General features: G+C 68.7%; 17 protein-coding genes. 4 read left to right on the forward strand and 13 right to left on the reverse strand.

What is annotated here, in order from left to right:
* Together QR78_RS12220 and QR78_RS12225 are read left to right on the forward strand one after the other, a co-directional pair.
* A partial coding sequence (locus QR78_RS12220; RefSeq protein ID WP_048427799.1) for a transporter substrate-binding domain-containing protein occupies window positions 1–690 on the forward strand: 690 nt, incomplete at its 5' end.
* 82 nt (window positions 691–772) lie between these two features.
* Entirely contained in the window at window positions 773–1,639 is an 867-nt protein-coding gene (locus QR78_RS12225) for an NAD(P)-dependent oxidoreductase (protein ID WP_048427800.1), read from the forward strand.
* A 122-nt stretch (window positions 1,640–1,761) separates the two neighbouring features.
* Here the strand turns inward: QR78_RS12225 and QR78_RS12230 are convergent, their stop codons facing one another.
* From QR78_RS12230 to QR78_RS12285, 12 genes are all read right to left on the reverse strand, one after another.
* On the reverse strand, window positions 1,762–3,183 hold the full coding sequence (locus QR78_RS12230) for a PI-PLC domain-containing protein (protein ID WP_048427801.1): 1,422 nt from the start codon (window positions 3,181–3,183) through the stop codon (window positions 1,762–1,764).
* A 280-nt stretch (window positions 3,184–3,463) separates the two neighbouring features.
* On the reverse strand, window positions 3,464–4,957 hold the full coding sequence (gene glpK / locus QR78_RS12235; protein WP_048427802.1) for a glycerol kinase GlpK: 1,494 nt from the start codon (window positions 4,955–4,957) through the stop codon (window positions 3,464–3,466).
* A gap of 24 nt (window positions 4,958–4,981) precedes the next feature.
* Window positions 4,982–5,416, reverse strand: coding sequence for a type II toxin-antitoxin system VapC family toxin (locus QR78_RS12240; protein ID WP_048427803.1), 435 nt, complete (start codon window positions 5,414–5,416; stop codon window positions 4,982–4,984).
* Window positions 5,413–5,652 carry a type II toxin-antitoxin system Phd/YefM family antitoxin gene (locus tag QR78_RS12245; protein WP_048427804.1) on the reverse strand — a complete coding sequence of 80 codons (240 nt, stop codon included), beginning with the start codon at window positions 5,650–5,652 and terminating at the stop codon, window positions 5,413–5,415. The genes QR78_RS12240 and QR78_RS12245 overlap by 4 nt, the downstream gene beginning before the upstream one ends.
* 95 nt (window positions 5,653–5,747) lie before the next feature.
* On the reverse strand, window positions 5,748–7,493 hold the full coding sequence (locus tag QR78_RS12250; RefSeq protein WP_048427805.1) for an ABC transporter substrate-binding protein: 1,746 nt from the start codon (window positions 7,491–7,493) through the stop codon (window positions 5,748–5,750).
* A gap of 73 nt (window positions 7,494–7,566) precedes the next feature.
* Entirely contained in the window at window positions 7,567–7,848 is a 282-nt protein-coding gene (locus QR78_RS12255) for a DUF2160 domain-containing protein (RefSeq protein WP_048427806.1), read from the reverse strand.
* Window positions 7,849–7,864: 16 nt separating this feature from the next.
* Window positions 7,865–8,662: a carbohydrate ABC transporter permease gene (locus QR78_RS12260; RefSeq protein ID WP_048427807.1), complete on the reverse strand. Its 798-nt coding sequence runs from the start codon at window positions 8,660–8,662 to the stop codon at window positions 7,865–7,867.
* A complete protein-coding gene (locus tag QR78_RS12265) occupies window positions 8,662–9,633 on the reverse strand; it encodes a carbohydrate ABC transporter permease (RefSeq protein ID WP_048427808.1) in 972 nt (323 codons plus the stop codon). The genes QR78_RS12260 and QR78_RS12265 overlap by 1 nt, the downstream gene beginning before the upstream one ends.
* Window positions 9,630–10,715, reverse strand: coding sequence for an ABC transporter ATP-binding protein (locus QR78_RS12270; RefSeq protein ID WP_048427809.1), 1,086 nt, complete (start codon window positions 10,713–10,715; stop codon window positions 9,630–9,632). Before QR78_RS12270 ends, QR78_RS12265 begins: the two co-directional genes overlap by 4 nt.
* Before the next feature lie 16 nt (window positions 10,716–10,731).
* Entirely contained in the window at window positions 10,732–11,829 is a 1,098-nt protein-coding gene (locus QR78_RS12275) for an ABC transporter ATP-binding protein (protein WP_048427810.1), read from the reverse strand.
* 26 nt (window positions 11,830–11,855) lie between these two features.
* Window positions 11,856–13,412 (reverse strand): glycerol-3-phosphate dehydrogenase, encoded by a 1,557-nt coding sequence (glpD, locus tag QR78_RS12280; RefSeq protein WP_244276532.1) that lies wholly within the window; start codon window positions 13,410–13,412, stop codon window positions 11,856–11,858.
* 149 nt (window positions 13,413–13,561) lie between these two features.
* Complete coding sequence (locus QR78_RS12285) at window positions 13,562–14,359, reverse strand: DeoR/GlpR family DNA-binding transcription regulator (protein ID WP_089504238.1); 798 nt, start codon at window positions 14,357–14,359, stop codon at window positions 13,562–13,564.
* Between the two features lie 185 nt (window positions 14,360–14,544).
* Between QR78_RS12285 and QR78_RS32745 the strand changes: the two genes are divergently transcribed.
* Window positions 14,545–14,790 carry a type II toxin-antitoxin system ParD family antitoxin gene (locus QR78_RS32745; RefSeq protein WP_082172004.1) on the forward strand — a complete coding sequence of 82 codons (246 nt, stop codon included), beginning with the start codon at window positions 14,545–14,547 and terminating at the stop codon, window positions 14,788–14,790.
* Window positions 14,791–15,081 (forward strand): type II toxin-antitoxin system RelE/ParE family toxin, encoded by a 291-nt coding sequence (locus tag QR78_RS12290; protein ID WP_048427813.1) that lies wholly within the window; start codon window positions 14,791–14,793, stop codon window positions 15,079–15,081.
* A gap of 37 nt (window positions 15,082–15,118) precedes the next feature.
* On the opposite strand, the gene QR78_RS12295 is transcribed toward QR78_RS12290, so the two are convergent.
* A complete protein-coding gene (locus QR78_RS12295; RefSeq protein ID WP_048427814.1) occupies window positions 15,119–16,186 on the reverse strand; it encodes an RHE_PE00001 family protein in 1,068 nt (355 codons plus the stop codon).
* Window positions 16,187–16,412: the final 226 nt, after the last annotated feature.

Here is a 16,412-nt window from a genome sequence, read left to right on the forward strand (position 1 = left end):
GTGCGGATCGCCACCGAGGGCGGCCGCCCGCCGTTCAACTACGTCGAGGACGGCAAGCCGGCGGGGTTCGAGGTCGCCCTTGCCCAGGCCCTGTGCGAGCAGGCCAAGCTCACCTGCACGATCGTGCTCCACCAGTGGGACGGCATCATCAAGGGCCTGGAGGCCAGCGAGTACGACGCCATCATGGCGGCGATGGCGATCACCCCGAAGCGGGCCGCCCGCATCGCCTTCACCAAGCCGTACCTGCGGGTGCCGTTCTCCTACGTGGCGCGGCGGGACTCCTCCCTGTCGAACCCGAGCCCGGCGACGCTGCGCGGGCTGACGATCGGCGTGGCGGCGCACGGGCCGCAGGTCGCCTTCCTGGAGCAGCGGGTGCCGGGCGCCACGATCCGCACCTTCGACACCCTCGCCGACGCGACCCTCGACCTCAGGGCCGGCCGGGTCGACGTGGTGCTCGGCGACAAGCTCGAACTCACCACCTTCCTCTCCCGGCCCGAGGGCGAGGCCTGCTGCCGCCTCGTCGGCGACGTGCCGGCCGGCGAGCCGCTCCTCGGCGAGGGCGCCGGCATCGGCCTGCGCAAGGGCGACACCGTCCTGCGCGAGGCCTTCGACCACGCGCTCGCCGCGGTGATCGCCGACGGGCGCTACGACCGCATCCGGGCGAAGTACGTTCCGTTCGACACGAAGTGACGCCGCCGGTTTGACGGGCGTAGGCGCGGCTCTCTACACCGGGGCCGAGCGCCGCGGGACGACGGCGTGGGAGGATCAGCGCATGGCAAAGGTCGCGTTTCTGGGTCTCGGCGTGATGGGGGGGCCGATGGCCCGTCACCTCGCCGCCAAGGGCCATGACGTCACGGTCTACAACCGTACCAAGGCCAAGGCGGACGACTGGGTGAAGGCCCATGGGGGCCGGGCCGCGGCGACGCCCCGCGAGGCGGCGGACGGCCAGGAGATCGTCTTTGCCTGCGTCGGCAACGACGACGACCTGCGCCAGGTCACGACCGGGCCGGACGGCGCCTTCTCGGCGATGGGCAAGGGCACGGTCTTCGTCGACCACACCACCGCCTCGGCGGAAGTCGCCCGCGAGCTCGCGGCGGCGGCCGAGAAGGCCGGCTTCGGCTTCATCGACGCCCCGGTCTCCGGCGGCCAGGCGGGTGCCGAGAACGGCGTGCTGACGGTGATGTGCGGCGGCGATGCCGACACCTTCGCCCGGGTCGAGCCGGTGATCGGGTCGTATGCCCGCGCCTGCCGGCTGCTGGGGCCGGTCGGCGCCGGCCAGCTCGCCAAGATGATGAACCAGATCTGCATCGCCGGCCTCGTCCAGGGCCTGTCCGAGGCGGTGCATTTCGGCAAGCGGGCCGGCCTCGACATCGAGGCGGTGCTCGACGTGATCTCCAAGGGCGCCGCCGGCTCCTGGCAGATGGAGAACCGCGGCAAGACCATGAACGAGGGCAAGTTCGAGTTCGGCTTCGCCGTCGACTGGATGCGCAAGGACCTGTCGATCGTCCTCGCCGAGGCCCGCCGCAACAAGGCCAAGCTCCCGGTCACGGCGTTGGTCGACCAGTTCTACGCCGACGTGCAGAGCCTGGGCGGCGGGCGCTGGGATACGTCGAGCCTGCTCGCGCGGCTGGAGAAGTAGGAGGCGGGCGAGAGGCCCCGCGGCGCTGCCGCGGGGCTTTTTCAGGATCAGGCGAGCTGCGCGGCTTCGGGATCAGGCGCGCTGCGCGACTTCGGGATCAGGCGCGCTGCGCGGCTTCGGGATCAGGCGCGCTGCGCGACTCGGGCCCGCGTCAGCTCGATCGCGGTCTGGGTCATGCAGTTGTCCGCGAAGTCGTTGAGCAGCACGACGAGCTGGTCGTTCGAGAGGTTCTTCGGGACGTTCTCGAGCAGCCAGGGATTGGTCACGGCATCGAACCGCCCCTTGGTGGACAGGAGAGGCGAGGACGCGTCGCTCAGCGACGTGACCGCGGCGGCGATCACGGCCTTGCCGGCGCTGGTGGCGGTACCCTGCATCTGCAGCACCGTGTAGTCATGCCCCTTCTGGCCGGCGGCGTTCATCCCGGCCAGGGCACCGACGATCGTCGCGGGATCGACCGTCGCGTAGGCGCCGTCATCGTACGAATCGTACTTGCTCGTCTCCCCTTCGATCTGGTTGAGGAAGATCAGCCGGGTGTGGGAGGCGACGAGCGCGGCGTAGCTCTGCGTCAGCGCGGTCTTGTCGCCGATGACGAGCGGCGAGGCCGGCTTCACGTTGGCGATCGCCTGGTCGAGATCCTGCTGCACTTGCGCCGCCGTCGGCTTCATGGCCGCATCGGAGAAGCCCTGCGTGTTGGCGCTGACCACCACGATCTCGGTCGGGTGCGTGTCGAGCCAGGCGATCACGTCCTGCAGGAAGGCGACGTAGGCATAGCCGGGAATCATGCTGTGCTGGTGATAGCGCACGCCCGGATTGAACGACGCGATTTTCGGATAGAGCGTGCCCGGACGATAATCGAAGTACCGGATGCCCAGATCGAGCATCGTGGGGATCGTGTCCTTCTGCGTCAGCGCCAGGTTGGCGATCGCCCGCGGGGCCTGGGCCATCGTCAGGTCGCCCACGATTGTCCCGAACACCGATAGAATCGACAGGCCATCGAGGAGCTTCTTGGCATCGGGACCGGCGAGGATCCCCGTCACGGTGCTCAGCGTGAACATGCCGGCATCGTGGGCGCCAGGCAGGACGAAGCTGTTGAGGGGCGCGGCGGACAAGGCCGGCATGGCCTCGGCGAGGGTGCCCATCCAGTTGGCATGGCTGTCGGTCACGTAGACGTAGAGCTGGTCCTGGTCGGTGAGCGGCTTCACCCCCGGCCCGGCATCGTAGAAGCCGTATGACACGGCATAGCCGCACGTCACGGTCGAGGGCGTCTTGAGCATGTTTGCCATGCTGCCGCCGCCGAGATTGCCGGTCAGCGAGCTGATCTCCTGGCTTCCACCGAGCAGCACGGCGCCGTTCTGGAGGGCCTGCCACACCAGGATGCCGTCGAAACTCAACAATCCAGAGATGTTCCCGGAATCGATCTGGAAACTCTGGTGCCGGAAGTTGTTCGACGGCCCACTGACGCCGCCCACCTTGGGACCCGTCACGTTGACGCTGAAATAATCATTCGATGAAAAGGTAAAATAATCGACGCCCTTGCTGACCATATTGATGCTCCATGGCAGGGCGTCCCTCACCCCCGCACGGACCAACATGGAGCCGTCGCCTTAAGAGCGAGTTTATTACATGATCTAACGTTTCGGCGCCACCCTCACGGCGATATCTGGAATTTCAGATCTTCATAAACAGTCGTAAGAATTTAGCGTCTGTCAGCCGGCTATACGATGACTCGCCGATCCTTCCCGAATGACCGGGAGGGGCACAGCCATCGCTCGCGACAGCCCGGCCGGCCGCTGCGACGCCGGCCGGCCGTCGTGACGGACCGCCCTACTTCCCCACCAGGCAGCCCACCGCCTTGCGCCAGCCGGCGAGCCGGCGCTCGCGTATCACCGGCTCCATCGCCGGGGCGAAGCGGCGCTCCAGGCGCCAGTGGTCGGCGAAGTGCTCGGGCTCCGGGTAGAGGCCGCAGGCCAGCCCGGCGAGGTAGGCCGCCCCCAACGCCGTCGTCTCCTTCACCTCCGGCCGGTCGACGGGAGCGGCGAGGAGGTCGGCGAGGCGCTGCATCGTCCAGTCGGAGGCGACCATGCCGCCATCGACCCGCAGCACCGTGGCGCTCCCCTCCCCGTCGGACCAGTCGGCCCGCATGGCGGCGAGGAGATCGGCGGTCTGGAAGCAGACGCTCTCGAGCGCCGCCCGGGCGAGCTCGGCCGGCCCGGTGCCGCGGGTCAGCCCGAACAGGGCGCCGCGGGCGTCGGGCTCCCAGTAGGGCGCACCGAGGCCGACGAAGGCCGGTACCAGGTAGACGTCCTGGGCCGGGTCGGCCCGCTCGGCGAGCGCCCCCGTCTCGGACGCCGATTCGATCACGCCGAGCCCGTCGCGCAACCACTGCACCGCCGCGCCCGCGACGAAGATCGAGCCTTCGAGGGCGTAGGTGCGCCGGCCGTTCAACTGGTAGGCGATGGTGGTGAGGAGCTTGTTCGTCGAGGTCACCGGCTGGTCGCCGGTATTGAGGAGGGCAAAGCACCCGGTGCCGTAGGTCGACTTGACCATGCCGGGCCGGAAGCAGGCCTGGCCCACCACCGCCGCCTGCTGGTCGCCGGCGACACCCCGGATCGGGATCGCGGCGCCGAACAAATCCGGGTCGGTCTCGCCGAAATCGCCGGAGGAATCGCGCACCTCCGGCAGCATCGCGGCCGGCACGCCCAGAAGCCCCATCAGCTCCTCGTCCCAGGCACCGCGATGGATGTCGAAGAGGAGCGTGCGCGAGGCGTTGGTGGCGTCGGTGATGTGGAGCCGCCCGCCGGTGAGCCGCCACAGGAGATACGAATCGACCGTGCCGAAGGCGAGCTCGCCGGCCTCGGCCCGGGCGCGGGCGCCGGGCACGTTGTCGAGGATCCAGGCGATCTTGGTGCCGGAGAAGTAGGGATCGAGGATCAGGCCGGTCCTGGCCGTGACCAGCGGCTCGTGGCCGGCCTCCTTCAGGCGGGCGCAGATCCCGGCCGAGCGGCGGTCCTGCCAGACGATGGCGCGGTGCACCGCCTCGCCGGTGCGCTTGTCCCAGACCAGCGTCGTCTCGCGCTGGTTGGTGATGCCGATCGCCGCGATGTCCCGCGCCGTCACGCCGGCCTGCCGCATCGCCGCCCGGCAGGTCTCGAGGGTGGTGCGCCAGAGGTCCTCCGGCTCGTGCTCGACCCAGCCCGAGGCCGGGAAGTGCTGCGGGAACTCCGCCTGGGCGAGGCCGGCGATCGAGGTGTCGGGCCGGAACAAAAGGGCGCGCGAGGAGGTGGTGCCCTGGTCGATGGCGAGGATGAGGGAGGACATCGGGAGGCTCTTTCGCGCGGTGCGTTAGAGGGGTGGCGGCTCCAGGGTGGCGAGGCCGATCGCGTCGGCCGCCCGGGCAAGCCGCGCGTCGAAGGTGGCGAAGGGCAGGCCGGTGACCTGGAGCAGCGCGAGGTGCAGGGCGTCGGGACCGCGCACGCCGAGGGCGGCGTCCTCGACGATGGTGCGGGCGAGGGCGAACATCTGGCGGGTGATGGTCATCGGACGGCCAAGGGCCGCGCGCCAGAACTCGAAGCGCGAGAGGATCGACCGAGCCTCAATCGAGTCCAGCTTGCGCTCGCGGATCAGCCGCGAGATCGCCGACGTGAATTCGAGAACCGTGAGGTCCGATATGACGACGCCGACGCTCGGGTCGGCAACCCAGGATTGGATGCGCGCCGACGAGGTTTCCCGCACGAAGATCGCGATCACGATGTTGGCGTCGCAGTAAACACGGTTCACGCGCCTTCATCCCGCATCTGCCGGACGAGGGCGACCGCGTCGATCGGCTCGCGCGGCGTCACGATGGTGTCGCGCAGCCAGTCGACCTCCTCCTTCGTCATCGGCCGCGGCTCGGTCGGGATGAGCTTGACGAGATCTTCGTCGAGGCGGGTGATGATCACCTCCTCCCCGTCGGTCGCCTTGGCGAGCAATTCGGGCAGACGGGTAATGGCGTCTTCCAGCGTGTAATAAGCCATGACAAGCTCCGTGACGGCACCGGCCGCCAGGATAGCGGAATCCGGCCGTCCGCGGAAAGGAGAGCCGGGGCTCGCGCGCCCCGGCTCCCGCAAGGTCAGCCGCGCTTCGGCGGCGAAGCCGGCCAGCTCTTGATGAGCGTGTCGTAATCGATCGTCTCACCCTTCGGCTTCTCGTCGGCGAGCTTGCGCTGGGGCGCCAGCGTGCCGTCCTTCTTGGCCTGCTCGTACCAGTGCTCGGCCGAGGTCTTGGGGTTCAGCTTCGGGCCGCACTCGCCCTGGACCTTGGAGCGCTCCAGGCGCGCCATCACGTCGTCCTGGGCGTTGGCGAGCGCGTCCATCGCCGCCTGCGGGGTCTTGGCGCCCGAGGAGGCGTCGCCGATGTTCTGCCACCACAGCTGGGCGAGCTTGGGGTAGTCCGGCACGTTCACGCCGGTCGGGGTCCACTGGGTGCGGGCCGGCGAGCGGTAGAACTCGACCAGGCCGCCGAGCTTCGGCGCCCGCTCGGTGAAGGACTTGTCCCAGATGTCGCTCTCGCGGATGAAGGTGAGGCCGACATGGCTCTTCTTCAGGCTGACCGATTTCGAGACGATGAACTGCTGGTAGAGCCAGGCCGCCTTGCGGCGCTCGAGCGGGGTCGACTTCAGCAGGGTGAGCGAGCCGGCATCCTGGTAGCCGAGCTTCATGCCCTCCTTCCAGTACGGCCCGTGCGGCGAGGGCGCCATGCGCCACTTCGGCGTGCCGTCCTGGTTCATCACCGGCAGGCCGGGCTTCACCATGTCGGCCGTGAAGGCGGTGTACCAGAACATCTGCTGGGCGACGTTGCCCTGCGACGGCACGGGACCCGACTCCGAGAAGGTCATGCCGGCGGCTTGCGGCGGGGCGTACTTCTTCAGCCAGTCGACATACTTGGTGACGGCGTAGACCGCGGCCGGGCCGTTGGTGTCCCCGCCGCGCTCGATCGAGGAGCCGACCGGACGGCAGCCCTCGATGCGGATGCCCCACTCGTCGACCGGCTTGCCGTTCGGGATGCCCTTGTCGCCGTTGCCGGCCATCGACAGCCACGCATCGGTGAAGCGCCAGCCGAGGGACGGATCCTTCTTGCCGTAGTCCATGTGACCATAGACCTTAACGCCGTCGATCTCCTTCACGTCGTTGGTGAAGAAGTCGGCGATGTCCTCGTAGGCCGACCAGTTGACCGGCACGCCGAGCTCGTAGCCGTACTTGGCCTTGAACTTCTGCTTGAGGTCGGCGCGGGTGAACCAGTCGTAGCGGAACCAATACAGGTTGGCGAATTGCTGGTCGGGAAGCTGGTAGAGCTTGTTGTCCGGGCCGGTGCCGAACGAGCGGCCGATGAAGTCCTCGAGGTCGAGGGTCGGCGAGGTGACGTCCTTGCCCTCGCCGGTCATGAAGTCGGAGAGCGCCACGGTCTGGCCGTAGCGGAAATGGGTGCCGACGAGGTCGGAATCGTTGATCCAGCCGTCGTAGATGTTCTTGCCCGACTGCATCTGGGTCTGGATCTTTTCCACCACGTCGCCCTCCTGCAGGAGGTCGTGGCGCACCTTGATCCCGGTGATCTCGGTGAAGGCCTTCGCCAGGGTGCGGGCCTCGTATTCGTGCGTGGTCAGCGTCTCGGAGACGAAGTTGATCTCCATGCCGGCGAAGGGCTTCGCCGCATCGATGAACCACTGCATCTCCTTGAGCTGCTCGTCCTTCGACAGGGTCGAGGGCTGGAACTCGGTATCGACCCAGCGCTTGGCCTCCTCCATGCCCGCGAAGGCATGGCCGGCGGCGAGGCTGAGAACCAGCGCGCTCGCGGCCGTGAGCAGGTGATGGCGTTTCATATGGTAGTCCTCCCTCTGGTGGTACTCGACCCGCCTGATGCCGGCTGGCTGCCGGACGTGGCGACGGGTTGTCTCAAGCGAAGCGGAACATCACCGCCCCGTAGACGAGCGAGAGCGCGAGCGCCCATTCGAGGCTCGGGCCGACGAGGCCGAGCCAGGCGAGATTGATGAAGGCGGCGCCGACCAGCGTCAGGAACAGCCGGTCGCCGCGGGTGGTGGGGATGCGCAGGATCCCGACCTTCTCGGTCTCCGGGCGCCACACCGCCAAAGCGGTCATCAGGGCGAGCAGGCCGGCGATGACCACGAAGAAGATCGCGGTCTGCCAGGTCCAGGCCATCCAGGCGAAATCGAGCATCGTCCGGAACTCCCGATCAGACCCGGCCGAGGGCGAAGCCCTTGGCGATGTAGTTGCGCACGAACCAGATCACGAGCGCGCCCGGCACGATGGTGAGCACGCCCGCCGCCGCGAGCAGGCCCCAATCCATGCCGGCGGCCGAGACCGTGCGGGTCATGGTGGCGGCGATGGGCTTGGCGTCGACCGAGGTGAGCGTCCGCGCTAGCAGCAGTTCGACCCAGGAGAACATGAAGCAGAAGAAGGCGGCGACGCCGATGCCCGACGCGATCAGCGGCATGAAGATTTTTGCGAAGAACCGCGGGAACGAGTAGCCGTCGATCGCCGCGGTCTCGTCGATCTCGCGCGGCACGCCGGACATGAAGCCTTCGAGAATCCACACCGCCAGCGGCACGTTGAACAGGCAATGCGCCAGCGCCACCGCCCAGGGCGTGTCGAACAGCCCGACCGCCGAGTAGAGATTGAAGAACGGCAGCGCGAACACCGCCGGCGGCGCCATCCGGTTCGAGAGCAGCCAGAAGAACAGGTGCTTGTCGCCGATGAAGCTGTAGCGCGAGAAGGCGTAGGCCGCGGGCAGAGCGAGCCCGATCGACAGGACCGTGTTGATCGCCACGTAGGACAGCGAGTTCAGGTAGCCGCCGTACCAGCTCGGATCGGTGAAGATCCGGATGTAGTTGTCGAACGTGATCGCATGCGGCCAGAGCGTCATGCCGGAATTGATTTCCTGGTTGGTCTTCAGGCTCATGTTCACGAGCCAGTAGATCGGGACCATCAGGAACAGGAGGTATAGCGTCATCACGACGTGGCGCGGGCGCATCAGGCGGCCCTCCGGTCGAGCGGGATGGTGGTGGCGGGGGCCAAGCTGCCGGCGGCAGCCGCATCCGCCGGGTCGTCGGCCAGCACCGTGCGGTTGCCGGCATCCACGTTGGTCATCACGGTGTAGAACACCCAGCAGACGCTCAGGATGATGAGGTTGTAGACCAGCGACATCGCCGCCGCCCGGCCGAGATCGAACTGTCCCAGCGCCAGCTTGACGAGGTCGATCGACAGGAAGGTCGTGGCGTTGCCGGGCCCGCCGCCGGTGAGCACGAAGGGCTCGGTGTAGATCATGAACGAATCCATGAAGCGGAGCAGCACGGCGATCAGCAGGACGCGGCGCATCTTCGGCAGCTGGATGGTGCGGAAGATCGCCCACTGGCTCGCCCCGTCGATGCGGGCGGCCTGGTAATAGGCGTCCGGGATCGACTTGAGGCCGGCATAGCAGAGCAGCGCGACGAGGCTGGTCCAGTGCCAGACGTCCATGGTCACGATGGTGACCCAGGCGGCGAGCGCGCTGCCGGCGTAGTTGTAGTCGATGCCGAGGCTGTTGAGGGTCGCGCCCAAGAGCCCGATATCGGTGCGGGCGAAGACCTGCCAGATCGTGCCGACGACGTTCCACGGGATGAGGAGCGGCAGGGCCATCAGCACGAGGCAGAAGGCAACCGAGCGGCCCTCCCGCGGCATCGACAGCGCCACCGCGATGCCGAGCGGCACCTCGATCGCCAGGATGATCGCGGAAAAGAGCAGGTTGCGCCACAGCGAATCGAGGAAGCGCTCGCCGAACTGGGTCGACGGGTCGAGCAGTTCCTGGAACCAGCCGAGGCCGTTCCAGAAGAACTGGTTGTTCCCGAACGTATCCTGGAACGAGTAGTTGACCACCGTCATCAGCGGCAGTACCGCCGAGAAGGCGACGACGGCGAAGACCGGCAGGACGAGGAGCCAGGCCTTCTGGTTGACGGTCTTGGTCATGCGGCCTCCCCGGGCACCAGGGCGCCGTCGGCGTAGATGTGGATCTGGCGCGGATCGAGGGTCAGCGCCGCTTCCGTTCCATTGAGGCTCTGGCCCTCGGCCACCGTGGCGACGAGCGGCCGGCCGCCGAGTTCGACCCGGGCGAGGCGCTGGCGGCCGATATCGTCGATGCGCTTGACCTGCACCGGGAGGCCGAGGCCCTTCGGCGCGAGATGCACGTATTCGGGCCGGACGCCGAGCTCGATGCGCTTGCCCTTGGGCAGGTCGGAATAGTGCCGGGCGAGCGGGATCGCGTGGCCCTCGATCGTCGCGGTCGCGCCCTGCACTTGGGCGGGCAGCAGGTTCATCCCCGGCGAGCCGATGAAGTGGCCGACGAAGGTGTGGGCCGGGCGCTCGAACAATTCGTCCGGCGTGCCGGTCTGCACCACCGCGCCGTCATGCATCACCACCACCGTATCGGCGAAGGTCAGCGCCTCGGTCTGGTCGTGGGTGACGTAGATCATCGTCAGGTCGAGCTTGCGGTGCAGCTCCTTCAAGGTCGAGCGCAGCTGCCATTTCAGGTGCGGGTCGATGACGGTGAGCGGCTCGTCGAACAGGATCGCCGCCACGTCCGGGCGCACGAGGCCCCGGCCGAGCGAGATTTTTTGCTTCATATCCGCCGTCAGGTTGTTGGCGCGGCGGTCGAGCACCCGGGTGAGATCGAGAAGGCCGGCGATCTCCTCCACCCGCGACCGGATGGTGGCGGGCGCGACGCGGCGATTCTTCAACGGGAAGGCCAGGTTCTCCCGCACCGTCATGGTGTCGTAGACGACCGGGAACTGGAACACCTGGGCGATGTTGCGTCCCTCGGTCGGCACCGTGGTCACGTCGCGGTCGTCGAACAGGATGCGGCCGCGGGTCGGGACGACCAGCCCCGAGATGATGTTGAGCAAGGTGGACTTGCCGCAGCCGGAGGGCCCGAGCAGCGCGTAGGCGCCGCCCTGGCGCCAGACGTGGTCGATCTCCTTGAGCGCGTAATCCTGCGGGCCTTGCGGGTTCGGCCCGTAGGCGTGGGCGAGATGGTCGAGGGTGATGCGGGCCATGGATCTCCCCTCCGGATCAGGCCGCCGCCGGCAGGTCGAGGGCGGCTTTGCGGCCGCTCCCGTCGAACACCAGGACGTGGCGGGGATCGAGATGGACGGTGACCGGCGTACCGGGCTCGAGCCGGCGCACGCCCGGGACGAGGGCGATCAGGCGGCTCTCGCCGGCATCGGCTTGCAGGTCGACATGGACGTAGCTCTCCGAGCCGGTGATCTCGGCGACCGAGACGGTGGCCGGCAGCGTGATCGATTCGCCGGGCAGGGGATCGAGGGCGAGGTGGTGGGCGCGAAAGCCGATCGCATAGGCGCCGTCCGGCACGCTCGCGAGCGGGCCGGTCGCCCGGACCTGGCCGCCGGTCGGCAGGGTGACCCGGCCGCCGCCCTTCACGATCCGCAGGGTGTTGAGCGGCGGGTCGGAGAAGACCTTTGCCGTGACGAGGTCGTCGGGCCGGCGGTAGACGTCCGGCGTCGGGCCGACCTGCGTGACGCGGCCCTGGTGCAGGGTGGCGGTACGCCCGCCGAGCATCAAGGCCTCGGCCGGCTCGGTGGTGGCGTAGACGAAGATCGCGCCGGTCGCCGCGAAGATGCGCGGCAGTTCCTCGCGCAGTTCCTCGCGCAGCTTGTAGTCGAGGTTCGCCAGCGGCTCGTCCATCAGCACGAGGTCGGCGCGCTTGCAGAGCGCGCGGGCGATGGCGGTGCGCTGCTGCTGGCCGCCCGAGAGTTCGAGGGGCTTGCGCTTCAGGTAGGGGGTGAGCCGCAGCAGACCCGCCGCCTCCTGCACCCGCGCCTCGATCTCGCCCTTCGCCACACCGGCGACCCGCATCGGCGAGGCGATGTTCTCGTAGACCGAGAGCGAGGGGTAGTTGATGAATTGCTGGTAGACCATCGCGACGTTGCGGCGTTGCACCGGCAGGCCGGTCACGTCCTTGCCGTCGGCGACGATCCGTCCCTCGCTCGGTGCCTCCAGCCCGGCCATCAGGCGCATCAGGGTGGTCTTGCCGGCCAGCGTCTGGCCGAGCAGCACGTTGAGCGAGCCCTTGGGCAGCGCGAGGCTCACGTCGCGGATATGCGTCTCGGGGCCGACCCGTTTGGTCACGCTCTCCAGGATCAGGGTCATGGCGCCCTCCCGTCCATTCTCGAAAGTCAGGCCGCGTCGGAGGCGGCGGCGGCGCGGCGCATGAACGCGTCGAGGGCCTCGGCCTCGGCGGGGGTGACCCTAAGGCCGAGCTTCGAGCGGCGCCAGAGCACGTCCTCGGCGCGCGACGCCCATTCGCGGCGCATCAGGTGGCGCACCTCGCGCTCGGTCAGGTCGGCGCCGAACAGCCGGCCGAGATCGGCCATGGCGCGGGCGCCGCTCAGGATCTCGCGGGCATCGGTGCCGTAGGCCCGCACCAGCCGGGCGACCAGCGTCTCTGGGATGCCCGGATGCTGGCGCGCGAGCCCCGCCACCACGTCGTCGTAGCTCTCCTTGGGGAAGTTGCCACCTGGCAAGACCGCGCCCGAGGTCCAGGGCGCCTTGGCCGCCGCCGGCAGGTGGTCCTTCAGGCGCTCCAGCGCCGATTCGGCCAGCCGCCGGTAGGTGGTGATCTTGCCGCCGAAGACCGAGAGCATCGCCGGCTGGCCCTCCGGTGCGTCGAGGGTCAGCACGTAGTCGCGGGTGGCTTCCTGGGCCTTCGAGGCGCCGTCGTCGTAGAGCGGGCGCACGCCGGAATAGGTCCACACCACCTCGTCGCGGGTCACCGGCTCGCGAAAATACTCGCTGGCGGCGGCGCAGAGATAGGCGATCTCCTCCTCGCTCGCCTTCACGTCGGCGGGATCGCCCGTGTAGTCGCGGTCGGTGGTGCCGATCAGCGTGAAGTCGCGCTCGTAGGGGATCGCGAAGATGATGCGCTGGTCGGCATTCTGGAAGATGTAGGCCCGGTCGTGCTGAAACAGGCGCCGCACCACGATGTGGCTGCCCTGGACCAGCCGCACGCCCTCGGTGGAATTGGCCCGCGCCACGCCGGTGAGCACGTTCGCCACCCAGGGACCGGCGGCGTTGACGAGGGTGCGCGCCCGCACGGTATCGCGGGCGCCGGTCGCCCGATCCTCGGCGGTGATCTCCCACAGCCCGTCGGCGCGGGCGACGGTGACGACCCGGGTGCGGGTGCGGATCACCGCGCCGCGCTCGGCGGCGTCGCGGGCGTTCAGCACCACGAGGCGCGAATCCTCGACCCAGCAATCCGAATATTCGAAAGCGCGGCGAAAGCCGGCTTTGAGCGGTTCGCCGGCGGGATCGCGGGTGAGGTCGAGGGTGCGGGTGCCGGGCAGGCGCTTGCGGCCGCCGAGGTTGTCGTAGAGCAGGAGCCCGAGGCGCAGGAGCCAGCTGGGGCGCAGACCCGAATGGTGCGGCAGCACGAAGCGCAGCGGCCAGACGATGTGGGGCGCCATGCCCCACAGCACCTCGCGCTCCATCAGGGCCTCGCGGACCAGGCGGAACTCGTAGTGTTCGAGGTAGCGCAGGCCGCCGTGGATCAGCTTGGTCGAGGTCGAGGAGGTGCCGCTGGCGAGGTCGTTCTGCTCGAACAAAACCACCGAGGCGCCGCGGCCCACCGCGTCGCGGGCGATGCCGCAGCCATTGATGCCGCCACCGATCACCGCGAGGTCGAACACCCCGCGCACATCGCCGGGCTGCTGCCTGGGGGCCAAGCTGGGGGCCAAGGCCACCTCCCTGTCGGAGCCTTTCGGCTCTTTCGTTTGCATCCTGGCGCGAATCTAGCCGCAGCCAAACGCTGACGCAAGCGAAACCGAAAGGAATGGGGCGCGAACGAAAGTCTGATGCTTTCGGTTCGGGTGCCCTGCGGTTTCGGCTATTCCGCGGCGTCGGAGGTCTCGTGCGCGTTCAATCCCGCCTCGACCAGCTCGACCCGGTGGGCCGCGCACATCTCCCGGAGCGCCGCGGAGGGCAGCGCGTCGGTGACGAAATAGTCGAGCTCGCGCAGGTGGCCGACCCGGATCGGCGCCGAGCGCTCGAGCTTCAGCTTGTCGGCGACCAGGATCACCCGGCGGGCATTCTCGATGATCGCGCGGGCGACCCGCACCTCGCGGTAGTCGAAATCGAGCAGCGTGCCGTCCTCGTCGATCGCCGAGGCGCCGATCACCGCGTAATCGACCTTGAACTGGTTGATGAAATCGACCGCCGCCGAGCCGATCACCGCCCCGTCGGCCCGCCGCACCGGCCCCCCGGCGACGATCAGGTTCATCTTCGGGTGGCGGTAGAGCAGGGTCGCGACGTTGAGGTTGTTGGTGATGACCAGCAGGTCCTCGTGGTCGCCGAGCGCGCGCGCCACCTCCTCTGTGGTGGTGCCGATATTGATGAACAGGGAGGCGTTGTTGGGGATGAGGCGCGCGGCCGCCTCGCCGATCGCCCGCTTCTCGCCGTGGGCGACGAGGCGGCGCGCCTCGTAGGAGACGTTCTCGACGCCCGAGGCCACCACGGCGCCGCCATGGATGCGCGACAGGAGCCGGCTGTCGCACAACTCGTTCAGGTCCTTGCGGATCGTCTGCGGCGTCACCTCGAACCGCGCCGCCAGGTCCTCGACGCTGACCCGGCCGTGCAGGCGGGCGAGGGCGAGGATGTCCTGCTGGCGTTGGGAAACCTGGTCGATCACGACGCGCATGCCTTGGTGTTAGCCCGTTGGGGCGCTTCTTGCGCGCCGAGGCGCGGGGGTGCGCATTGTCGGGGGAAGCGCGGGTGGGCGCAATCGGGATAGCCAATCCGAAGCGACGCTTGGCCAGACCACCCTGCTGGCGAAATACCACTTCTTGGTATATATGAAATGTGGAGGTGACCATGGCCCGCAACACGTCGGTTTCGCTCGGCGAGCACTTCACTCAATTCATCGATCGGCAAGTCGACGGCGGTCGATACAACTCAGCCAGCGATGTGGTTCGCGCTGGATTACGCCTGCTTGAAGAGCGAGAAGCAAAGCTTGATGCGTTGCGATCAGCTCTGATCGAGGGAGAAGCCAGTGGTGAGTTCCAGGATTTCGACACCGAACATTTTCTGAAATCCATGCGTCAGTCGGACGAGCAGTAGGTGCGCATCCGGCTCTCAGCCGCCGCTCGCCGTGACCTGTCTGGCATTTGGTCCTACTCGGCCGAAAAGTGGGACAGGGCACAGGCTGACCGATATATTCGGGTGATCGCGGATGGCTTCGATCGCCTTGCCGCCGGCACCGCGAAAAGCCGTAGCGCCGATGACATCAGGCGCGGCTACTTCAAACTCGTGGTCGGTTCACATGTCGTCTTCTACCGAAAAGGCGCCAGTGACGTCATCGAGGTCGTCCGCATCCTGCACCAGCAGATGGACTTTGATCGCCACCTGTGATGCGGCAGCGCTTTCGGCCGTGGTCGGGATGCGCTCTTCACACGATCCCCCACGCCCGGTACCGCCGCCGTTCCGTCAATTCCCGCGGCCGGGCGGAGCCCAGTTCCGCCAACATCCCCTCCACCGCCTGCGGGGTGACCGCGAGCGCTCGCGCCGCGCTCGCCACCGTGATCAGCGGCGTGCCGACGAACAGGTCGACGAGTTGCGGCAGACGCGAAGTCCGGCGCCGTCCGGCGCAGGCGCGCAGCATCACCTCGCGGGCGAGCGCCAGGCGGTCGAGGTCCCGCGCCATCAGGCGGGCGGCGGTCTCGACCGCGCCGAGGAGGCCGGCCAGGCGCTCGGGCAGAGGCAGCGCCCGCGACCAGCGCGCCCGGCTCTCGCGCAGCAGGCCCAGCGCCAGGGCGGGCAGGTGGGCCCTGGCCTTGCCCCGGGCCCGCAGCAGGGCCGCTGCCGCGAGCGGCCCGCGATGGCCCTGGCGCGGCGCCGGATCGAGGACCAGCCAGGCATCGAGGGCGACGGCGGCCGCCAGCACCGCCGGCAGGTCGCGGGTCTCGTCGAGCACCCGGCGCCAGGCGGCGACCGGGTCGTCCTCCGCCGCACCGGCCGGGATCGGCGCCCCCGCCTCGTGCGCCGCGAGGGTGCGGCGGGTGCGGGCGAGGAGGCGGTCGATGGCCGCGAAATTGTCGTCGACGGCGTCCGCCTCCAGCGAGCCGCCCCCCTCGTCGTCGTCCGGCATGCGTGGGTCGGAGCCGGCGAGCAGGGCCCAGCCCTCCGCCGAGAAGGCCCAGCCCGGGGCCGCGGCGGCGAGCCGGCGGCGCTCGGCCAGCACCGCGACGGCGCGGCCGAGCGCCAGGTCCGGGCGGCGCACGTCCATCGCCGCCTCGTGCAGCACCAGATCCTCCAGGGCGACGAGTTCGCCCTCGAGATGCAGGGCGGCCTGCGCGTCGAACAGGTGCGCCCGCGCACGGGCGCCCTCGGCGAGGACCGGATCGGCCCGGGCGAGGCGCTCGTCGAGGCGCACGAGTTCGTCGGAGGCGACATCCAGCGGCGCGGCGAGGCGTCGCCAGGCCGCCGGGAGCCGGATCGTGTCGAGATCGTAAACCATTGCGGCGGCACGATACGGATTCTCAATCCCAACGGAACCGGCTCTTGGCTTGGTCTTGGCTTGGGTCCACCGGCGATCGCGATCGGGGCCGGTGGCGCGGTCCGAACCGGGTCGCCGCAATTCCGCTGCCGCGGCGGCGTATTGACCGGTCCGATCCGACGGCCCTAGAGCCTTTTCCGACGAAGCGGGGTCCGGTTCGTCGAAAGAAAATGCGGCAAGATCAAAG

It is taken from the genome of Methylobacterium indicum (assembly GCF_001043895.1).
Taxonomy (GTDB): domain Bacteria; phylum Pseudomonadota; class Alphaproteobacteria; order Rhizobiales; family Beijerinckiaceae; genus Methylobacterium; species Methylobacterium indicum.

Bases quoted from the DNA above. Each gene is read 5' to 3' on its own strand.
- QR78_RS12270 (WP_048427809.1), bottom strand. From the start codon at position 10,715: ATGGCCCGCATCACCCTCGACCATCTCGCCCACGCCTACGGGCCGAAC.
- QR78_RS12255 (WP_048427806.1), bottom strand. From the start codon at position 7,848: ATGCTCGATTTCGCCTGGATGGCCTGGACCTGGCAGACCGCGATCTTC.
- QR78_RS12275 (WP_048427810.1), bottom strand. From the start codon at position 11,829: ATGACCCTGATCCTGGAGAGCGTGACCAAACGGGTCGGCCCCGAGACG.
- QR78_RS12250 (WP_048427805.1), bottom strand. From the start codon at position 7,493: ATGAAACGCCATCACCTGCTCACGGCCGCGAGCGCGCTGGTTCTCAGC.
- QR78_RS12265 (WP_048427808.1), bottom strand. From the start codon at position 9,633: ATGACCAAGACCGTCAACCAGAAGGCCTGGCTCCTCGTCCTGCCGGTC.
- QR78_RS12295 (WP_048427814.1), bottom strand. From the start codon at position 16,186: ATGGTTTACGATCTCGACACGATCCGGCTCCCGGCGGCCTGGCGACGC.
- glpK (WP_048427802.1), bottom strand. From the start codon at position 4,957: ATGTCCTCCCTCATCCTCGCCATCGACCAGGGCACCACCTCCTCGCGC.
- QR78_RS12260 (WP_048427807.1), bottom strand. From the start codon at position 8,662: ATGCGCCCGCGCCACGTCGTGATGACGCTATACCTCCTGTTCCTGATG.
- QR78_RS12230 (WP_048427801.1), bottom strand. From the start codon at position 3,183: ATGGTCAGCAAGGGCGTCGATTATTTTACCTTTTCATCGAATGATTAT.
- QR78_RS32745 (WP_082172004.1), top strand. From the start codon at position 14,545: ATGGCCCGCAACACGTCGGTTTCGCTCGGCGAGCACTTCACTCAATTC.
- QR78_RS12225 (WP_048427800.1), top strand. From the start codon at position 773: ATGGCAAAGGTCGCGTTTCTGGGTCTCGGCGTGATGGGGGGGCCGATG.
- QR78_RS12245 (WP_048427804.1), bottom strand. From the start codon at position 5,652: ATGGCTTATTACACGCTGGAAGACGCCATTACCCGTCTGCCCGAATTG.